Genomic DNA, 16,431 nt, shown 5'->3' on the forward strand with positions numbered 1-16,431 from the left:
ACTTTCGTTGCCTGATGCATCAACCTGGATGTGCCAGGCTGGGCCGGTGAGCACCGTTCTGTCGCCGTCGCAGTGGACCATCGCCGAAGCCCGCAGCCTGACCGCCCGGCTGCGGCACACCAACGTCACCGGCCCGGAGTACGACGGCCTGGAGCTGTTCGGCGCTCTGATCAGCTACCTCGACGAGCTGTCCGGCGGCGCCGGCTTCGACCGGCTGCTGCCCGAGCCGGAGCGGACCGCGCTCGCCGCGCGGATCCAGACCGTCCGCCGATCGATGGATCTTTCAACTACAGAAGCGGATCCGCGCCTCGACCAGCCGGTGAACGCCGCTGTCACGCTGGCCGAAGGCCGCGAGCTCGCCGCCGAGCTGGCCGCGGATCCGGAGTGGCAGGGCGAGCTCGGCCGCTGCCTGCAGGCGCTCTACACCTATCTGGACCAGTTGTACGGCGGACCGGGTGCGTTCACCGACCTGCTGACGCCCGAGGAGGCCGCGGACGTGTCCGCGCGGTAACAGCCTCGCCACGCTGTGGACCAGACGGTCTGCTTGGCACCCACTGGCCATTACGGTAGGCGCGTGAGTTTCTCCTCCACCAACCGTCCCCAGGCCGCCGGCTCCCGCGCGGCCAAGCCCGGAGGCTCCGGCCGCCGCCTCCCCGGCAGCCGCGAACGCCGCCCCGCGCTGGCCGCCCTGGCGGTGATCCTGATCCTGCTCGGCGCGGCCGGCTCCACGCTGATCGCGCTGCGCAGCGGCGACCGGCAGTACTTCGTGGCGGTCCGGGGGAACCTGCCACCCGGTCACCAGATCGAGGACAAGGACCTGACCCGCGGCGACCTGGCCGGCAACACCGCCGCGCTGGTGCTCTGGTCCGAGCGGGACACGCTCAAGGACAAGTACACGACGTCCTGGATCTACGCCGGCCAGTTCGTGACGCCGCAGAACTTCATCGCCGACCCGGTGCCGGAGGACGGCGCGCTGGTCGGTGTCAGCCTGGAGAGTGGTCGGGCGCCGGCCGAGGCGGTCCAGCAGGGCGACGTCGTCCGGCTGGTCCGGATCCCGGCCGCCAATGCCGAGGGCGGCGTGCCCGAGGTGCTCGCCAACGCGGCCCGGGTGACGAACACCAGCGGCGCGCTGACCGATGCCAAGAGCGGCGCGAACAGCACGGTCAACGTGACCGTGCTGGTGCCCCTCAGCAAGGCCACCACCATCTCCGCCGCCGCCGCGGCGAAGACGCTCGTCCTGGTCAAGCTGTCCGACTCGGTGCGGCCCGAGGTCTCCAACCTGCCCGGAGCCCGCTGATGGCACTGGTCGCGCTGGCGAGCGCGAAGGGCTCGCCGGGGGTGACGACCGCGAGCCTGGTGCTGGGAGCGCTCTGGCCGCGGCAGGTGCTGCTGACCGAGTGCGACCCGGCCGGCAGCGACGTCGCGATCCGGATGACCGCACCCGGCGGCCAGCCGCTGAACTCCGACCGCGGACTGGTCAGCCTGGCCGCCGCCGGCCGCAAGGGCCTCGGCGACGAGGTCATCATGGCGCACAGCCAGCAGCTCGACGGCGGGCTCGACGTGATGCTCGGGGTCCGTTCGCCGGAGCAGATCGGCGGCATGGGCGGTCTCTGGGCGCCGCTGGGTCTCACGTTCAACCAGATGCACAGCACCGACGTACTGGCCGACTGCGGGCGGATCGGGCCGGCGTCGCCGCAGCTGCCCGTCGTACAGGCTGCTCGGCTCGTCGTCCTGGTCTGTACGGCGACCGGCTCGTCCGTGGCGCACCTGCGCGAGCGGCTGTCGTCGCTGGTGCACCACGTGGACGCCAAGCTCGGCGTGGTCGTGGTGGCCGACCCGAAGCGCCGCGACGGCGTGAAGCAGGTCTGGTCTGTGCTGGACGCGATGTCGATCCAGATCCAGCACCGCTGGCATCTGGCCTACGACCCGGCCGGGGCCGCGTTCTTCGACGGGCGCGGACAGGGCCGGCTGGAGAAGACCACGCTGATCCGCACCGGCGCGGAGATCGCGGCCGAGATGGCCGCGGTGGTCGGTGCGCCCTCGCAGTACGAGTACGACATGGCTCAGGCCGCGTTCCCTGACGGGGAGGTACGGCGGTGATCACCGACCAGGAGCTGGTCCGCAAGCTGCGCGTCCAGGTCGCCGAGCGGCTGAACGAGCAGCGCCGCCGCGACCAGGTGAACGGCGTCCCGCCGATGAGCGCCGAGGACGAGCGCGAGTACGCCCGCTCGCTGATCGTCCAGGTGCTCGAGGACCACGCCCGCTACGAGCTCGCCGAGGGCCGCACGCCCCCGACGCCCGACGACGACGCCCAGATCGCCGGCGCGATCCACTCCGCGCTGTTCGGCGTCGGCCGGCTGCAGCCGCTGATCGATGACCCCGAGGTCGAGAACATCGACATCAACGGCTGCGACCAGGTCTTCGTCCAGTACGGCGACGGCCGCGAGGAGCGGCCCGGCCCGGTCGCGGAGTCCGACGAGGAGCTGGTCGAGCTGATCCAGGTCCTGGCCGCGCACGCCGGACTGACCAGCCGCCCGTTCGACTCGGCCAACCCGCAGCTCGACCTGCGGCTGCCCGACGGCTCGCGACTGTCCGCCGTGATGGGCGTGACCTCGCGCCCGGCGGTCTCGATCCGGCGCTCGCGGCTGGGTCGCGTGTTCCTCAAGGACCTGGTGGCCAACGGGACGTTCTCCGACGAGATCGGCTCGTTCCTCAAGGCCGCCGTCGCGGCCCGTAAGAACGTGATGATCGCGGGCGCCACCAACTCCGGCAAGACCACGCTGCTGCGCGCGCTGGCCAACGAGATCCAGCCGCACGAACGCCTGATCACCGTCGAGCGCTCGCTCGAGCTCGGGCTCGGCGAGTTCAAGGACCTGCACCCGAACGTGGTCGCGTTCGAGGAGCGGCTGCCGAACTCCGAGGGCGTCGGCGAGGTCAGCATGGCCGACCTGGTCCGTCGCTCGCTGCGGATGAACCCCAGCCGCGTCATCGTCGGTGAGGTGCTCGGCGACGAGATCGTCACGATGCTGAACGCGATGAGCCAGGGCAACGACGGCTCGCTGTCCACGATCCACTCGAACAGCTCGATGGAGGTGTTCAACCGGATCAGCACCTACGCCATCCAGGCCACCGAGCGGCTCCCGATGGAAGCCACCCAGATGCTGATCTCCGGCGCGCTCGACTTCGTCGTGTTCGTCCGCAAGCACAACGACTACCAGCACGGCGGCACCCTGACCCGGTACGTCGAGAGCATCCGCGAGGTGACCGGCTGGGACGGCCGGGTGCTGTCCGGTGAGGTGTTCGCCCCGGGACCCGACGGCCGGGCGGCGGCGCACGCGCCGATCTCCTGCATGGACGAGCTCGAGCACTTCGGCTACCAGCCGATGGTGCACGGCCGGTGGGCGTGAGGTGATCCGATGAACGACCGGACCCTGATCGCCTTGCTGTGCGGCGCGATCGTCGGCGGCGGGATCCTGCTGCTGATCATCGCCCTGCGGGGCACGCTGCCGCGCGAGGAGACACCGTCGCTGTTCAAGCGCAGCCGCAGTGCCGACAACCGGCGGCAGCTCACCCGGCTCGGCGCCGGTGTCGTCGTCGGGCTGCTCGTGCTGGTGGTGACCCGCTGGCTGGTGCTCGCGGTCGCGCTCGGCCTGCTGGCCGCGATGGCCGACCGCTTCTTCGGCGGTACCGGTGAGGAACGCCGCGCGATCGAGCGGCTGGAAGCACTCGCCACCTGGACCGAGGCGCTGCGCGACACGATCGCCGGCGCGGTCGGTCTGGAGCAGGCGATCCCCGCGACCGCGGTGAACGCGGCCCCGGCGATCAAGCCCGGCCTCAACCTGCTCGTCGACCGCCTGCGGATCCGCGAACCGTTGCCCTCGGCCCTGATGCGGTTCGCCGACGACCTCGACGACCCGTCGGCCGACCTGATCGTCGCCGCGCTGGTGCTGAACGCGCGGCTGCGCGGCCCGGGTCTGCGCGAGGTGCTGACCGCCCTGGCCGACTCGGCCCGCGAAGAGCTCGACGTACGCCGTAAGGTCGCCGCCGAACGGCGCTCCACCCGGCGGTCGGTCCAGGTCGTCGTCGCGATCACGCTGGTGGTCGCGGCCGCGCTGGTGCTGTTCAACCCGGAGTACGTCGAGCCGTACACCAGCTTCATCGGCCAGTTCGTGCTCTTCCTGGTGATCGCCCTGTACGCCGTGGGCCTGGTCTGGCTGCGCAAGCTGGCCAAGATCGAGGTCCCCGAGCGGTTCCTGATCAAGGCCGACGACAAACGGTCCGCGCGGGCCGGCGACGAACGGATGGAGGTGGTGGGCGGATGACCTGGGCCTTCGTCTGTGGCGGCCTGGTCGGCGCCGGGGTGTTCCTGCTGGTCCGGATGCTGGTCCGGCCGGCCCCCAACGTGCTCTCCACGATCGCGCGGATCGACGCCGGCCGGGCCGGCTACAGCAGCGCCTCGACCGCGAGCGCGGCGGGGGAGAAGGTGCTCGGCGGGGTCGACAAGGCCCGCGAGAGCCTCGGCCGCCGGCTCGAGGCCGAGGCCAACGCGCGCGGCTGGGCGTTCGGCAAGCTGCGCCGCGACCTCGCGGTGATGAACCAGCCGTTCGCGGCGATGCTGGCCACCAAGGTGTTCTTCGCGCTCGGCGCGCTGGTCTTCATCCCGCTGGTGCTGTTCGCCGCGGCGTACGTGGGCTTCCCGGCCCCGGGTGCCGCCCCGGCCGTCGTCACGCTGGCCGCGATGACGTTCGCCTTCTTCCTGCCCGACCTGGCGCTGCGCCAGGAGGCCGAGGAGCGCCGACGCGACTTCCGGCACGTGGTCGGCAGCTTCCTCGACCTGGTCGCGATGAACCTGGCCGGCGGCCGCGGCCTGCCCGAGGCGCTGATGACCGCGTCGACGATCGGCGACCACTGGGCGATGGCCCGGATCCGCCAGGCGCTGGCCAACGCCCGCCTGATCGGCATCACCCCCTGGGACGCGATGGCCCGCCTCGGCGAGGACCTCGGCGTCGAGGAGCTCCGCGACCTCGCCTCCGCGCTGGCCCTGGCCGGCGACGAGGGCGCCAAGATCCGCGCCTCCCTGCTGTCGCGCGCCGCCTCCCTGCGCCGCAAGGAGCTCGCCGACGTCGAAGGCAAGGCCGGCGAGCGCTCCCAGTCCATGCTGGTCGCGCAGCTGGTCATGTGCGCCGCCTTCATGCTCTTCCTCGGCTACCCGGCAGGAGCCGCGATCCTGGGAAGTTAGCGGTGACGGCGGATCGGGCAAGGGATCCGTCGAGCGGTTCCGGTCGTCGTACCGGGCATACTGAGGCCCGGTCGGGCTCAAGAGTGGGAAGGCAAATCGGATGAACGTGGAAGTGCAGTTCGTGCGCGCGATGGTCGGGTACGCACTGGCGCGGGCCCACAACCAGCGGGCCCGGGCCCGCCGCGGTGAGAGCGAGCTCGGCGCCTCGGCGCTGGAGTGGGCGATCATCTCGGCCATCCTGGTCGCCGCCGCGATCGCCATCGGCGCCGTGGTCAAGGGCGTCATCGACAAGCGCACCGGCGAGATCCAGAAGGGCTGACGCGTGCCGCAGGGACGCCGGCGCACCACCGCCACCACCGGGCACCGCCTCGCCCGGACCGGCGGAGCCGGCCGCTCCAGGCGGCACTTCGGCGTACCCTCGTCGCGCCGTTCGGAGCGGGGAGCCAGCTCCCTGGAGCTGGCCATCCTCGCCCCGACGATCCTGGCGCTGATCTTCGTGTCCATCCAGGCGGCGCTGTGGTTGTACGGGCGGTCGGTGGCTTTGAACGCGGCCCAGGAAGGTGTCTCGCGGCTGCGGCTCGTCCAGCCCGAGCTGTACACCACGGCGGTCGGTGAGAAGGTCCGCGTCGACATCGAGGCGTACGCGCAGCAGTTGGGCGGCGGCGACTCCCTCGGCGATGTGAAGGTCGAGACGCCGGCGTACAACGATCCCGAAGGTCAGGTGTCCTTCACCGTCACCGGCGAGACCATCTCCCTGGTTCCGGGCCTGAAGCTCACGGTCTCCCGTACGGCGACCGGCCCGATCGAGGAGTTCGAAGCGGACGACGGCGAATGAGCAGACCACGACGGAACGAACGCGGCACGATGGCCTTGGAGATGGTCATTCTCGCCCCCATCCTCCTGATCCTCTTCTTCTTCCTGCTGGCCTGCGGCAGGTACTTCCAGACCTCGTCGTTGCTCGAGAACGCCGCGCGCGACGGCGCCCGGTCGGCGAGCCAGGAGCGCAGCCTCGCCCAGGCCCAGGCCAAGGTCGACGAGGCGGTCACCCGCACCATGGACCAGGCCGTCGAGTCCTGCAAAGCCTCGGCCTCGGGCGCCATCACGACCGGCTTCGTCGCCGGCACTCCGCTGTCGGTCGAGGTCACCTGCACCATCAACTACCGGGACCTCGGACTGCTGGGCATCGGTGGCGACACGACGATCACCAAGCAGTTCTCCAGCTCTCTCGACCCCTACCGCGGAGTCCGGGATGGCGAGAACCCGTGACCGGGCGGGCCGAGCGCCCGCCGTACGCCGAACCCTCACCCGCCTCGGCAGCTGGTTCCGCATCGATGCCCCCGGCAACGACCGCGGCGCCCTCAGCCCCGCGGTCGTGATCCTCGCCCTGATGATCTTCACCCTGGCCGGCCTCGTCATCGACGGCGGCCGCCAGTTGGGTGCTCGCTCGAGGGCCGTCGGCTACGCCCAGGAAGCTGCCCGGGCCGGCGTCAGCACCATCGACTTCAATTCTCCCGAAGCGAAGATCGACATCACGAAGGCAGGCGACGCGGTCGGAACGTTCTGCGCCAAGGTGACCCAGAACGACCCGGCGGTCACCGAGTGCGGGACGACCGTGATCGACACCGAGCACTTGCAGGTCCAGGTCAAGATCGACAACAAGACCACCTTCCTCGGCATGGTCGGCATCCAGAACCTGACCGCCAGCGGAGTCGGCGAGGCCCACACCGAACAGGGCGTCTCGAAGCCGGACGACGCCCCGACGAAGATCCCGCCGCTGGTCGTGGAGACGTCCGGCGACGGCCCTGGCGTCACGGTCAGGCCGACCGCGGAGCCGCCCCCGATCGACTTCCCCTGCCCGAAGTGGACGATCGGCTCGCCGACGCCTCGCTGGGAGCCGCCGATCCCGATCCCGTTCCCGTCGACCTGTACGCCGAGCATCACGCCGACGGACAGCCCGACACCGACCGACGACCCGTCCGACACCACGTCACCCAAACCGACGTCGCCCAAGCCGTCGACGCCGCCGACGAGCGCGGGCGGATGATGAGTACGCCGAGGAGCAGCGCTGTGCGCGTCCGTTCATCCTTTGCCCGCGTCCTGGTGCCGCTCGTCGCGCTGGCGGTCCTCGCGGGCTGTAGCGGCAGCGACGACACGAATCGGGGCGGGATGCCCGAGGGCGTCAGCGAGACCCCCGCGGACGACCCGACGATCACGCTCAGCCCGCCGACCGCACCGCCGGCGTCGTCGACGGTCAAGCCCACCAGGCCGGCGACCACGGTTCCGCCGAAGCCGCCCGCGGGGCAGGTGACGGTCGTGCCAGGCCGCTTCGGCGCAGAGCCTGCCGTGCAGGGGCTGGTCGCGAAGTACCCGCTCTACTACCAGGCGCTGGTCAAGCGTGACTCGAACATCGTCAAGACCAGCTTCCCGGCCTTCTTCTACGCCGACACCGCGATCAACATCGACGCGGCGAAGGCCTCCGGCTGGGTGATGCGCCCGCCCGGCAGCATCGTCGTGGTCGGTACGTCGAAGCAGCCGTACGGCGTGGTGCGGCTCAACCTGTGCCGCTCGCAGCGGTTGCAGTGGTGGAACCCGAAGACGCGGAAGTTCGTCGTAGTCGCGCCGAAAGGGACCGCCGAGGCGATCGACATGGTGCGCAGCGGGGTCGGCTGGACGATGTACAAGGTGGTTCGGCCGGTGCCGAAGGGCATCAACTGCGCCACCGTGCGGTATCCGGCCTAGGCCGGAAAGGCGTGGGGGCAATCACGTGACTCGCTGGGCATGATGCCCCTGAGCGACGATAATCTGCCAGCAGGTCCAGTGTCAGGAGTGAGGATGCGCAACCGGGTCGCCCGTGGGTTCATTGCCCTGAGCACCGTGCTCGCGTTGTTGGTCGCTCTGCCCGCCCCGACTGCCACGGCCGACACCATCCACCTGGGTGACGGTGTCTGCAGCATGTACGCGAACTCGAGCGGCTTCGGCGCGTACTGCAGCGCGGGGCAGATCGCGTGGGGCGATGCTCCACCGCCTTGGCGGGAGAGGCTGGCCGGCAGACCGTTCATCCCGTGCCGCGATTTTCCGGTGCCGCGGGGCATCGAACTGGGGAAGGCGCCGGAGGGCAAGGAATGGGTGCTCCGCCTGACCATCGTCGACTACGACCTGGGCAGCAACTACGGCGGTGAGAAGGCGCACCTGGAGCGGGCGATCGTGCCGGTCTCCGCAGAGGAGAAACGGCAGTGCCTTCCGGAGTCGTACATGGACCAGTTCTGGACCTACTTCGACGAGGCCTACCCCGACCCGGTGCTGCTGGTGAAGCCGACCTACACCCCGCGGGTGAACGTACCGGCGTACTTCGCGCTGGCTCCGGAGACTTCGTACGTGCTGAAGAACTACGGGTCCGACATCGACCGGGCCAACTACAAGCCCGGAACACGGCTCACGATGCGGGCGATGGTGACTCGGATCAAGGTGGATCCCGGTGACGGGACGCCTCCGTTCGACTGCCTCGAGGGCATGCTTCCGCTCGGGTCGGACGGGTACGACGAGGCTCAGGACCCGTTCCACCAACTGAGCGGCTGCAGCCACGTTTACAAGCGATCCAGCGCCAAACAGCAGGACGGGATGTACACGGTCAAGTTGACGATCCACTGGCAGGTCGACTACTGGCGTGGGCCGGACGCGCTGCAGGACTGGACCACCGTCGGCGAGGCGGACGTGCACGCTGTGCAGCGGTTGCCTGTGCAAGAGGTGCAGGGGATCGGTGGCTGATGGAGGGACGACGATGGTGAAGACGACTGACCCAGTGCGCAGCGCGCGGTTGCCGCAGCGCAGCGCGGGGAGTGCGGCGGCGGACCGGGTGAAGGGGTTCGTTTCGCTGCTGGCGGTGCTGGCCATCGTCGGTGGGGTGCCGTACGTGCTGGTGACGTTCTTCGGGAAGCCGTGGCCGGACGAGATGCCCTCGCGGGACGTGCTGTTCAGCGAGTTGAGCATCGAGACGGTGCTGGGGATCATCGGGGTCGTCGTCTGGCTGGCGTGGGCGCACTTCGTGGTGTGTCTTGTCGCGGAGGCGGTTGCCGAGGTGCGGGGGCACGGGTTGTCGCCGCGGATTCCGCTCGGTGGTGGGTCGCAGACGCTGGCGCGGCGGCTGGTGTCGGGGGTGGTGCTGATCGCGGGGGCCGCGAGCGTGACGCTGCCCGTGGCCAGCGCGGTGACGACGAGCGGGGTCGCGCCGACGTCGATCAGCGTGTCGCAGGGTGGGGACGACTCGGTGTCGACGTACCGGCAGACCGAGAAGCGCAGCACGGTGCTGAGTGGCGGGCACACCGGCGTACGGACGAACAACGACCAGTCCGGTCAGGTCGTCAAGTACACCGAGGTGCGGCCGCCCGAGGGGCGTAACTACGACTGCCTGTGGGACATCGCCGAGCGGTACCTGGGTGAGGGCCGGCGGTACAAGGAGATCTACGACCTCAACAAGAACAAGCTGCAGCCCGACGGGCGCCGGCTGACCAACCCGGACCTGATCATGCCGGGCTGGCAGGTGCGGCTGCCGGCCGACGCGAAGGGGCCGGGGGTGCACACGGTCCGGGTCGCGATCGACACCAAGGTGCAGCAGCAGGACGACAAGCTGTCGCCGGACACGACCGACACCAAGGAGAAGGTGACGCCGAAGGTCCCGGCCAAGCCGACGGTGAAGGCCTCGACCGACGCCAAGCCCGGGACCGGCAGCCGCTGGTTCGAGGAGGAGGGCGTCGAGAAGCCGTCGTCGATCGCGATCGGCAGCGGCGCCGGCGTCAAGGACACCAAGCCGGCCGACCCGACCGTCGACGCGACCCGCCCGCACGGCCCCGGTACGACGCAGGCCCAGCCGGGCGACCCGGCCGCCGGCGGTACGACGGTGCCGGTCGCGGTCGCCGAGTCCGGTGACGGGATCAGCGCCACCGAGGCCGGGATCTACGGCTTCGGCGCGACCCTGCTCGCGGCCGGTCTCGCGGTGGCGCTGAAGCGGCGCCGCGGCTGGGCGCTCGGCCCGGGCCCGAAGTCGGCGGCGAACCGGCAGACCGAGGTGGACCTGCGGCTGGCGGCCGACGTACCGACCGCGCGGTTCGTGGACAACTCGCTGCGCCAGCTCGGCGCGAGCATGACCGAGGCGAACCGGCTGATGCCGGTCGTCGTGGCCGCGCTGGTCACCGACCGGGCGCTGACGCTGGTGCTGGAGCCGGGGGAGTCCCAGGCTCCGCCGCCGGCGCCGTGGCAGGTCATCGCCGACGGGCGCCGCTGGGTGCTGCGGCGCGCGTACGCGCCGACGAGCGAGGTCACGGCGCCCGCGCCGTACCCGACGCTGGTGACGATCGGCCGGAACGCCGACGGCGCGACCGTGCTGGTCGACCTCGACACCGCGCGCGGTGTGGTCAGCTTCGGCGGTGTCACCAACGCGTCCCGCGACGTCGTCGGCTCACTGGCCGCTGAGCTGGCCACGAACCTGTGGTCCGAGGGCGCGCACGTGAGCATGGTCGGCTTCGGTGACGACCTGTCGTCGCTGGCTCCGGCCCGGTTGAGCTACTGGACCAGGCTGGACGACGCGGTGCAGCAGGTCACCCGGCGTACGGACGCTCAGGTGCAGGCCTGCGCTCGGCGCGACGCCGACTCGGTCGCGACCGTGCGGATGGCGCAGCCCGACGCGGTGCTCTGGGGCCCGGAGATCATCTTCGTGTCCGCTCCGCCGTCGCTGGAGGAGCAGCAGCAGCTGGCCCGGCTGGCGGCCGACCCGAAGCGCTGCGTCGCGGTGGTCGTCGTCGGCGACGTGCTGGACGCGCCCTGGCGGTTCGTGGTGGACGAGAAGAACCAGGCCGTCTGCCGGCTGCTCGGGCTCGAGGTCGATGCCCACAGCATCAACCCGGCGCAGTTCGCCGACCTGGTCGCGCTGTTCGAGACCGCCGAGTCGGAGGCGCGGGACAAGCGGCGGGTCGAGCAGGACATGCCGGCGTACGAGTTCTCGTCGACCGACCTGAGTCAGGCGGCGCCGGTCGAGGTCGACCTGCTCGGCCCGGTCGAGGTCGACGCCCGCGGACCGATCGACGAGGGCCGCGTGCAGCTCGCGACGGAGATCGTCGCGTTCCTGGCCAGCCAGGACTACGGCGTCCACCCGAACGTGCTGGCCGGGTCGATCTGGCCGCGCGGGATCAGCGACGAGCTGCGCAACGCGGCGCTCGAGCACACCCGGCAGTGGGTCGGTGTCGACGCCATGTACGCCGACGAGTCGGGCCGCTGGATGCTCAACCGCAGCGTCGTCCGGGTCGACTGGGACGTGTTCCGCACGCTGGCCAAGCAGTCCGAGCTGATGGACGACCCGCGGCAGCCGCTGTCGACGGCGCTCAGCCTGGTGCACGGTCAGGCCTGGTCGGGCCTGCCCGCCGGGCGGTACTCGTGGCTCGCGGCGTCCGGCATCGAGCGCCGGATGGCCGAGGCGGTCGTCGACGCCGCGCTGAAGCTGGCCGAGGCCAGCCTGCGCCACAACGACGGCAACCTGGCCCGCACGGCCCTCCAGACCGGCCTGAGCTTCGCTCCCGCCTCGGAGGAGCTGTGGCGCGCGACGCTGCGGCTGGCGTCGCACTTCGGTACGTCGGAGGACGTCAGCACGATCGCCGGCCAGATGTACGCCGCCCTCGCCAAGCACGGCGGCCCCCGCGGCGCCGAGCCGGAGACCGACCACCTGGTCGACGAGCTCCTCCCGGGCTACCGGCGGCCGGCGCAGGTCGCGTAGTACCCAGCACGAACGAAGGGTCCGTTCCCCGGTAGGGGAGCGGACCCTTCGTCGTACCGGGCGGTGTCAGAGCTGGCGGGTGTTCCAGGTGTCGCAGGAGCTCATGTCGCCGGAGTCCATCCCGACCCGGAACCAGCGCTGGCGCTGCTCGGCGGTGCCGTGGCTGAAGTTCTCCGGGGTGACCCGGCCCTGGGTCTTCTGCTGGATCCGGTCGTCGCCGACCGACGCGGCCGCATCCAGGCCGCGGTCGATGTCGTCGTCGGTCAGGCCGGAGATGAACGTGTCGCCCTGGGCGTCCTTGGCGGTGGTGGCGTGGTTGGTCCAGATACCGGCCAGGCAGTCGGCCTGCAGCTCGGAGCGGACCGAGTCCGACGTCGGGCCCTCGCGGGTCTTGATCCGGTCCAGGTAGCCGTACAGGTTCTGGATGTGGTGGCCGTACTCGTGCGCGACCACGTAGGCCTCGGCGAAGTTGCCGCCCTTGGCGCCGAGCTCGGTCTGCAGGGTGTTGAAGAAGCCGAGGTCGAGGTACACCCGCTTGTCCGGCGGGCAGTAGAACGGGCCGACCGCGCTCGAGGCGGCACCGCAGCCGGTGTTCACCTGGCCGTCGAAGACCCGCATCGGCGCGGCCACGTACTTCTTCCCGCGCCGCGGCAGCTCGGCGGCCCAGAAGCCCTGGATCGAGTTCTGGTAGACCACGAAGCGGCAGTTCTCGTTCTTGGTGAGATCGGTGCCCTTCTTGCAGCTGTCCAGGTTCCCCTCGGCGGTGTTGCGGACGGTCGGCTCGTCGGAGCCGCCGCCGCCCACGCCGGGGATGCCGCCGTTGAGCAGCAGTACGACGACGAGCAGGATCAGGCCGCCGATGCCGCCGCCGACGGGAATGCCCATGCCGCCGGGGAGCAGGCCGCCGCCTCCGCCGCCGGTGCCGCGGGTGTCCTCCACGCCGCTGGTGTCCAAGTCGGCGTCCGGGTTGAATTTCACAGCACCTACACTAGACCTGGACACCGATCACAGGCCGCCTCGTCACGTGGCGTCGCCGACGCGTGTCCTCCCGCTGCCACCCGACCTTGAGGACCTCTGCGCCGCCATGATCACCGTCTCCAACGTCGAGGTCCGGGTCGGGGCCCGGCAGCTGCTCGCTCCGGCGTCGTTCCGGGTCGGTCCCGGCGACAAGGTCGGACTGGTCGGGCGCAACGGCGCCGGCAAGACGACGCTGACCAAGATCCTGGCCGGCGAGGGGCTGCCGGCCAGCGGTTCGGTGACCTCCTCGGGTGAGATCGGGTACCTGCCGCAGGACCCGCGGACCGGCGACCTGGCCGTCCTGGCCCGGGACCGGATCCTGTCCGCCCGCGGTCTCGACGAGGTCGTACGCCGCCTGCGCAACGCCGAGAAGCAGATGGCCAGCGCCGACGACAAGACCCGCGAGAAGGGCATGCGCCGCTACGAGCGCGCCGAGGCCGACCTGCACGCGGCCGGTGGCTACGCCGCGGAGTCGGAGGCGGCCCGGATCGCCGCGAACCTCGGGCTGCCGGACCGTGTCCTGGGCCAGCCGCTGAGCACGCTGTCGGGCGGTCAGCGCCGCCGGGTCGAGCTGGCCCGGATCCTGTTCGCGCAGGCCGAGACGCTGCTGCTCGACGAGCCGACCAACCACCTGGACGCCGACTCGATCGTCTGGCTGCGCGACTTCCTCAAGCAGTACCCCGGTGGCGTGATCATGATCAGCCACGACGTGAACCTGCTCGAGGAGACCGTCACCCGGGTCTTCCACCTGGACGCCAACCGGGCCGAGATCGACGTCTACAACGTCGGCTGGAAGGCGTACCTGACCCAGCGCGAGACCGACGAGCGGCGCCGCAAGCGCGAGCGCGCGAACGCCGAGAAGAAGGCGTCGCAGCTGGTCGAGCAGGCGAACAAGATGCGCGCCAAGGCGACCAAGGCCACCGCGGCCCAGGGCATGCTGAAGCGGGCCGAGAAGCTGATGGCCGGCCTGGAGGACGCGCGGGCCGCAGACAAGGTCGCGAAGATCTCGTTCCCGACGCCGGCGCCGTGCGGCAAGACGCCGCTGATGGCCAAGGAGCTGTCGAAGTCGTACGGGTCGCTGGAGATCTTCACCGACGTCGACCTGGCCATCGACCGCGGCTCCCGGGTCGTCGTACTGGGTCTGAACGGCGCGGGCAAGACGACGCTGCTGCGGGTGCTGTCCGGGATCGAGAAGTCCGACACCGGCGAGGTGATCGACGGGCACGGGCTCAAGCTCGGGTACTACGCCCAGGAGCACGAGACGCTGGACATGAACCGGACCGTCATCGAGAACATGAAGTCCGCCGCGCCGGACCTGAACGAGACCCAGGCCCGCTCGGTGCTCGGCTCGTTCCTGTTCAGCGGTGACGACGCCGACAAGCCCGCGCGGGTGCTGTCCGGTGGTGAGAAGACCCGCCTCGCGCTGGCCAGCCTGGTCGTCTCCGCGGCGAACGTCCTGCTCCTCGACGAGCCCACCAACAACCTGGACCCGGCGTCGCGTGCCGAGGTACTGAACGCGATCCGCTCGTACGCCGGTGCGATCGTCCTGGTCACCCACGACGAGGGCGCCGTCGAGGCCCTCGAGCCGGAGCGCGTCCTGCTGCTGCCCGACGGCGTCGAGGACCTCTGGACCAACGAGTACGCCGACCTGGTGTCGCTGGCCTGAGGCACGACGGGTGTCTCCCAACGCCGGGAGACACCCGCCGCGCGGTCAGACGGCGGTCGCCACGACGGCGTCGCCGAGCGGGTTGAGCAGGTCGGGACTGCCCTCGAACGCGAACAGCAGCAGGTCGGTCATCCGGAAGGTGTTCTCGTCCGGCCCGAGCGTGGGACGCCAGTGCGGCTCGCGGCTGATCGACGTCCGGCTGTTCTCCAGCGCCCGGTGGAACGTCTCCGCGACGATCCGGCCGCCGACTTCACCGAGCTGTCCCCTGTTCAGCTCGGTCTCGCGGAGCACGTAGAACCACAACGGCGTCGCGCGGGCCAGCCGCTCCCGCTGCTCCTCCGGCATCGCGTCCAGTACGGCGCCCTGCGCGCCGGTCAGGATCGCCTCGCGGGTCAGTGCCGGTACGCCGAGGAACGCCGCCATCTGCTGCCCGGTCGCGAGCTGGACCATGTCGGCGCGGGTGAGGTTCCGGAACGCCAGGTTGCGCTGCGCCGGCGCGATCGTCGTACCGCGGCCGCCGAACGTACCGGCCGGCAGCAGCGCGAGCGGGTCGACCAGCAGCGAGTCGATCCGCTTCGCGTGGTTGAGCTGGCCGTCCGGCGGGGCCAGGTCGCTGCGCCCGGCCTCGGTGAAGTCGAAAAGCCGCCGGAAATCCACGATCCAGTTGCTCGGCAGCCGTTCCAGCCCGGCCGCATTGACGTCGTCGAGCTGCTCGACGGTGGAATTCGGCGTGAAATTGCCGCTGTCTCCGGTGAACGTGAACAATTGCAGCAGCGTGGCGATCTTGTTCGGCCCGTCGCTGTTGAACAGCCGGTTCCACTGGTAGGCGCCGCGGACCATGCTGTGCCCGAGCCGGTACGCCGCGACCGAGAACTCGATCGGCATCGTGGCCGGCGTGTCGGCCGACCGGCGCCCGGCCGGCGGGACGTCGAAGTATCGGCGGCCGTGGGTGAAGACGTCCTCGACGATCGCCGGGTCGACGATCCGCGGCAGGAAGTCGGTCCGCAGCAGCCACTGGTAGTGCCGGACGACGACGCCGTGCGCCGCGGCGTACAGGTCGTCGGGCGCGGTGCCGCTCGCGGCCAGCCGGTCGACGACGCGGTTGTGGAACCGGATGAACGCCGAGTGCAGCTGCGCGACGACCAGGTTCTCGTCGTTGCGCTGATCCGGTACGACGGCCGCCCGCCGGGCCGCCGGAGTGTCCCCGGCGCTGCTGCGCGGCAGGTCGAAGCCGGGATGGTCCTGGTTCACCACCGGGTCGTCGGGCAGCGGGATGCCCTGCGAGGCGCCGGTCCGGAGCCGGACACCGTCGGCGGCGAAGAAGCGCCGGTCCTCGGCGTCGGCCGGTCCGCGCCCGTACACCGAGTCCAGGTCGAGCGCCGGTGACCGGCCCTGGAGAAGGTCCTCGACGTCGATCGGGCCGCCGAGCTTGTCGACGTTGCGGTCCATGGTCAGGTCGTGGTCGACGAACTGGCCGAGGTAGGTGAAGCCGGCCGGGACGGTCCCGTCGGGCTGGGTGGCCGCCGGCTCGGTCATCGCGGTGGCCAGCGCGGTGTTCAGCGCCTCGCCGCCGGCCGGGCCTGGCGGACCCAGCCGGGAGAAGCGGAACTCCTACTCGTCGGCGACGGTCGGCCGCCGGGTGTGCGGCGTACCGGTGGAATCGGATTCGGCGATTCCCTCGCCGACGATGAAGAAACTGTTCCGTGCGTGTTTTGTCATCAGGTATTACCCCCGAAATCGTGAGCCTCT

16 protein-coding genes are annotated in these 16,431 nt (G+C 70.8%); 14 read left to right on the forward strand and 2 right to left on the reverse strand.

The features are described from left to right. Positions 1–46 precede the first annotated feature (46 nt). The 13 genes from AB0M01_RS26725 (at position 47) to AB0M01_RS26785 (ending at position 11,999) form a co-directional block, all read left to right on the forward strand. The gene (locus AB0M01_RS26725) at positions 47–511 is read left to right on the forward strand and encodes a hypothetical protein (protein WP_363674124.1); all 465 of its coding nucleotides are present in this window, start codon (positions 47–49) and stop codon (positions 509–511) included. 63 nt (positions 512–574) lie between these two features. Then, positions 575–1,297, forward strand: a complete 723-nt coding sequence (locus AB0M01_RS26730; protein WP_363674126.1) for a hypothetical protein — start codon at positions 575–577, stop codon at positions 1,295–1,297. Further along, positions 1,297–2,100 (forward strand): hypothetical protein, encoded by an 804-nt coding sequence (locus tag AB0M01_RS26735; protein ID WP_363674128.1) that lies wholly within the window; start codon positions 1,297–1,299, stop codon positions 2,098–2,100. Before AB0M01_RS26730 ends, AB0M01_RS26735 begins: the two co-directional genes overlap by 1 nt. Further along, positions 2,097–3,407, forward strand: a complete 1,311-nt coding sequence (locus AB0M01_RS26740; RefSeq protein ID WP_363674130.1) for an ATPase, T2SS/T4P/T4SS family — start codon at positions 2,097–2,099, stop codon at positions 3,405–3,407. Before AB0M01_RS26735 ends, AB0M01_RS26740 begins: the two co-directional genes overlap by 4 nt. 9 nt (positions 3,408–3,416) lie before the next feature. Beyond that, positions 3,417–4,322, forward strand: coding sequence for a type II secretion system F family protein (locus AB0M01_RS26745; RefSeq protein ID WP_363674132.1), 906 nt, complete (start codon positions 3,417–3,419; stop codon positions 4,320–4,322). After that, the gene (locus AB0M01_RS26750) at positions 4,319–5,239 is read left to right on the forward strand and encodes a type II secretion system F family protein (protein ID WP_363674134.1); all 921 of its coding nucleotides are present in this window, start codon (positions 4,319–4,321) and stop codon (positions 5,237–5,239) included. The genes AB0M01_RS26745 and AB0M01_RS26750 overlap by 4 nt, the downstream gene beginning before the upstream one ends. A 100-nt stretch (positions 5,240–5,339) precedes the next feature. Then, a complete protein-coding gene (locus tag AB0M01_RS26755) occupies positions 5,340–5,558 on the forward strand; it encodes a hypothetical protein (protein WP_363674136.1) in 219 nt (72 codons plus the stop codon). 3 nt (positions 5,559–5,561) lie between these two features. After that, positions 5,562–6,074: a TadE/TadG family type IV pilus assembly protein gene (locus AB0M01_RS26760; RefSeq protein WP_363674138.1), complete on the forward strand. Its 513-nt coding sequence runs from the start codon at positions 5,562–5,564 to the stop codon at positions 6,072–6,074. Then, complete coding sequence (locus AB0M01_RS26765; protein ID WP_363674140.1) at positions 6,071–6,505, forward strand: TadE/TadG family type IV pilus assembly protein; 435 nt, start codon at positions 6,071–6,073, stop codon at positions 6,503–6,505. The genes AB0M01_RS26760 and AB0M01_RS26765 overlap by 4 nt, the downstream gene beginning before the upstream one ends. Further along, entirely contained in the window at positions 6,489–7,283 is a 795-nt protein-coding gene (locus AB0M01_RS26770; protein ID WP_363674142.1) for a Tad domain-containing protein, read from the forward strand. The genes AB0M01_RS26765 and AB0M01_RS26770 overlap by 17 nt, the downstream gene beginning before the upstream one ends. A 23-nt stretch (positions 7,284–7,306) precedes the next feature. After that, entirely contained in the window at positions 7,307–7,978 is a 672-nt protein-coding gene (locus AB0M01_RS26775) for a hypothetical protein (protein WP_363674144.1), read from the forward strand. Between the two features lie 93 nt (positions 7,979–8,071). Next, positions 8,072–9,004 (forward strand): hypothetical protein, encoded by a 933-nt coding sequence (locus tag AB0M01_RS26780; RefSeq protein WP_363674146.1) that lies wholly within the window; start codon positions 8,072–8,074, stop codon positions 9,002–9,004. Positions 9,005–9,017: 13 nt separating this feature from the next. Further along, the gene (locus AB0M01_RS26785) at positions 9,018–11,999 is read left to right on the forward strand and encodes a hypothetical protein (protein ID WP_363674148.1); all 2,982 of its coding nucleotides are present in this window, start codon (positions 9,018–9,020) and stop codon (positions 11,997–11,999) included. A gap of 66 nt (positions 12,000–12,065) precedes the next feature. On the opposite strand, the gene AB0M01_RS26790 is transcribed toward AB0M01_RS26785, so the two are convergent. Beyond that, positions 12,066–12,977 (reverse strand): neutral zinc metallopeptidase, encoded by a 912-nt coding sequence (locus AB0M01_RS26790; protein ID WP_363674150.1) that lies wholly within the window; start codon positions 12,975–12,977, stop codon positions 12,066–12,068. 106 nt (positions 12,978–13,083) lie between these two features. Between AB0M01_RS26790 and AB0M01_RS26795 the strand changes: the two genes are divergently transcribed. Then, a complete protein-coding gene (locus tag AB0M01_RS26795) occupies positions 13,084–14,682 on the forward strand; it encodes an ABC-F family ATP-binding cassette domain-containing protein (RefSeq protein ID WP_363674152.1) in 1,599 nt (532 codons plus the stop codon). Between the two features lie 45 nt (positions 14,683–14,727). Here AB0M01_RS26795 and AB0M01_RS26800 read toward each other — a convergent pair whose 3' ends face one another. Then, positions 14,728–16,218: a heme peroxidase family protein gene (locus AB0M01_RS26800; RefSeq protein ID WP_363674154.1), complete on the reverse strand. Its 1,491-nt coding sequence runs from the start codon at positions 16,216–16,218 to the stop codon at positions 14,728–14,730. Between the last annotated feature and the right edge of the window lie 213 nt (positions 16,219–16,431).

The sequence above is a fragment of the Kribbella sp. NPDC051770 genome, from assembly GCF_040681455.1.
Classification (GTDB): Bacteria; Actinomycetota; Actinomycetes; order Propionibacteriales; family Kribbellaceae; genus Kribbella.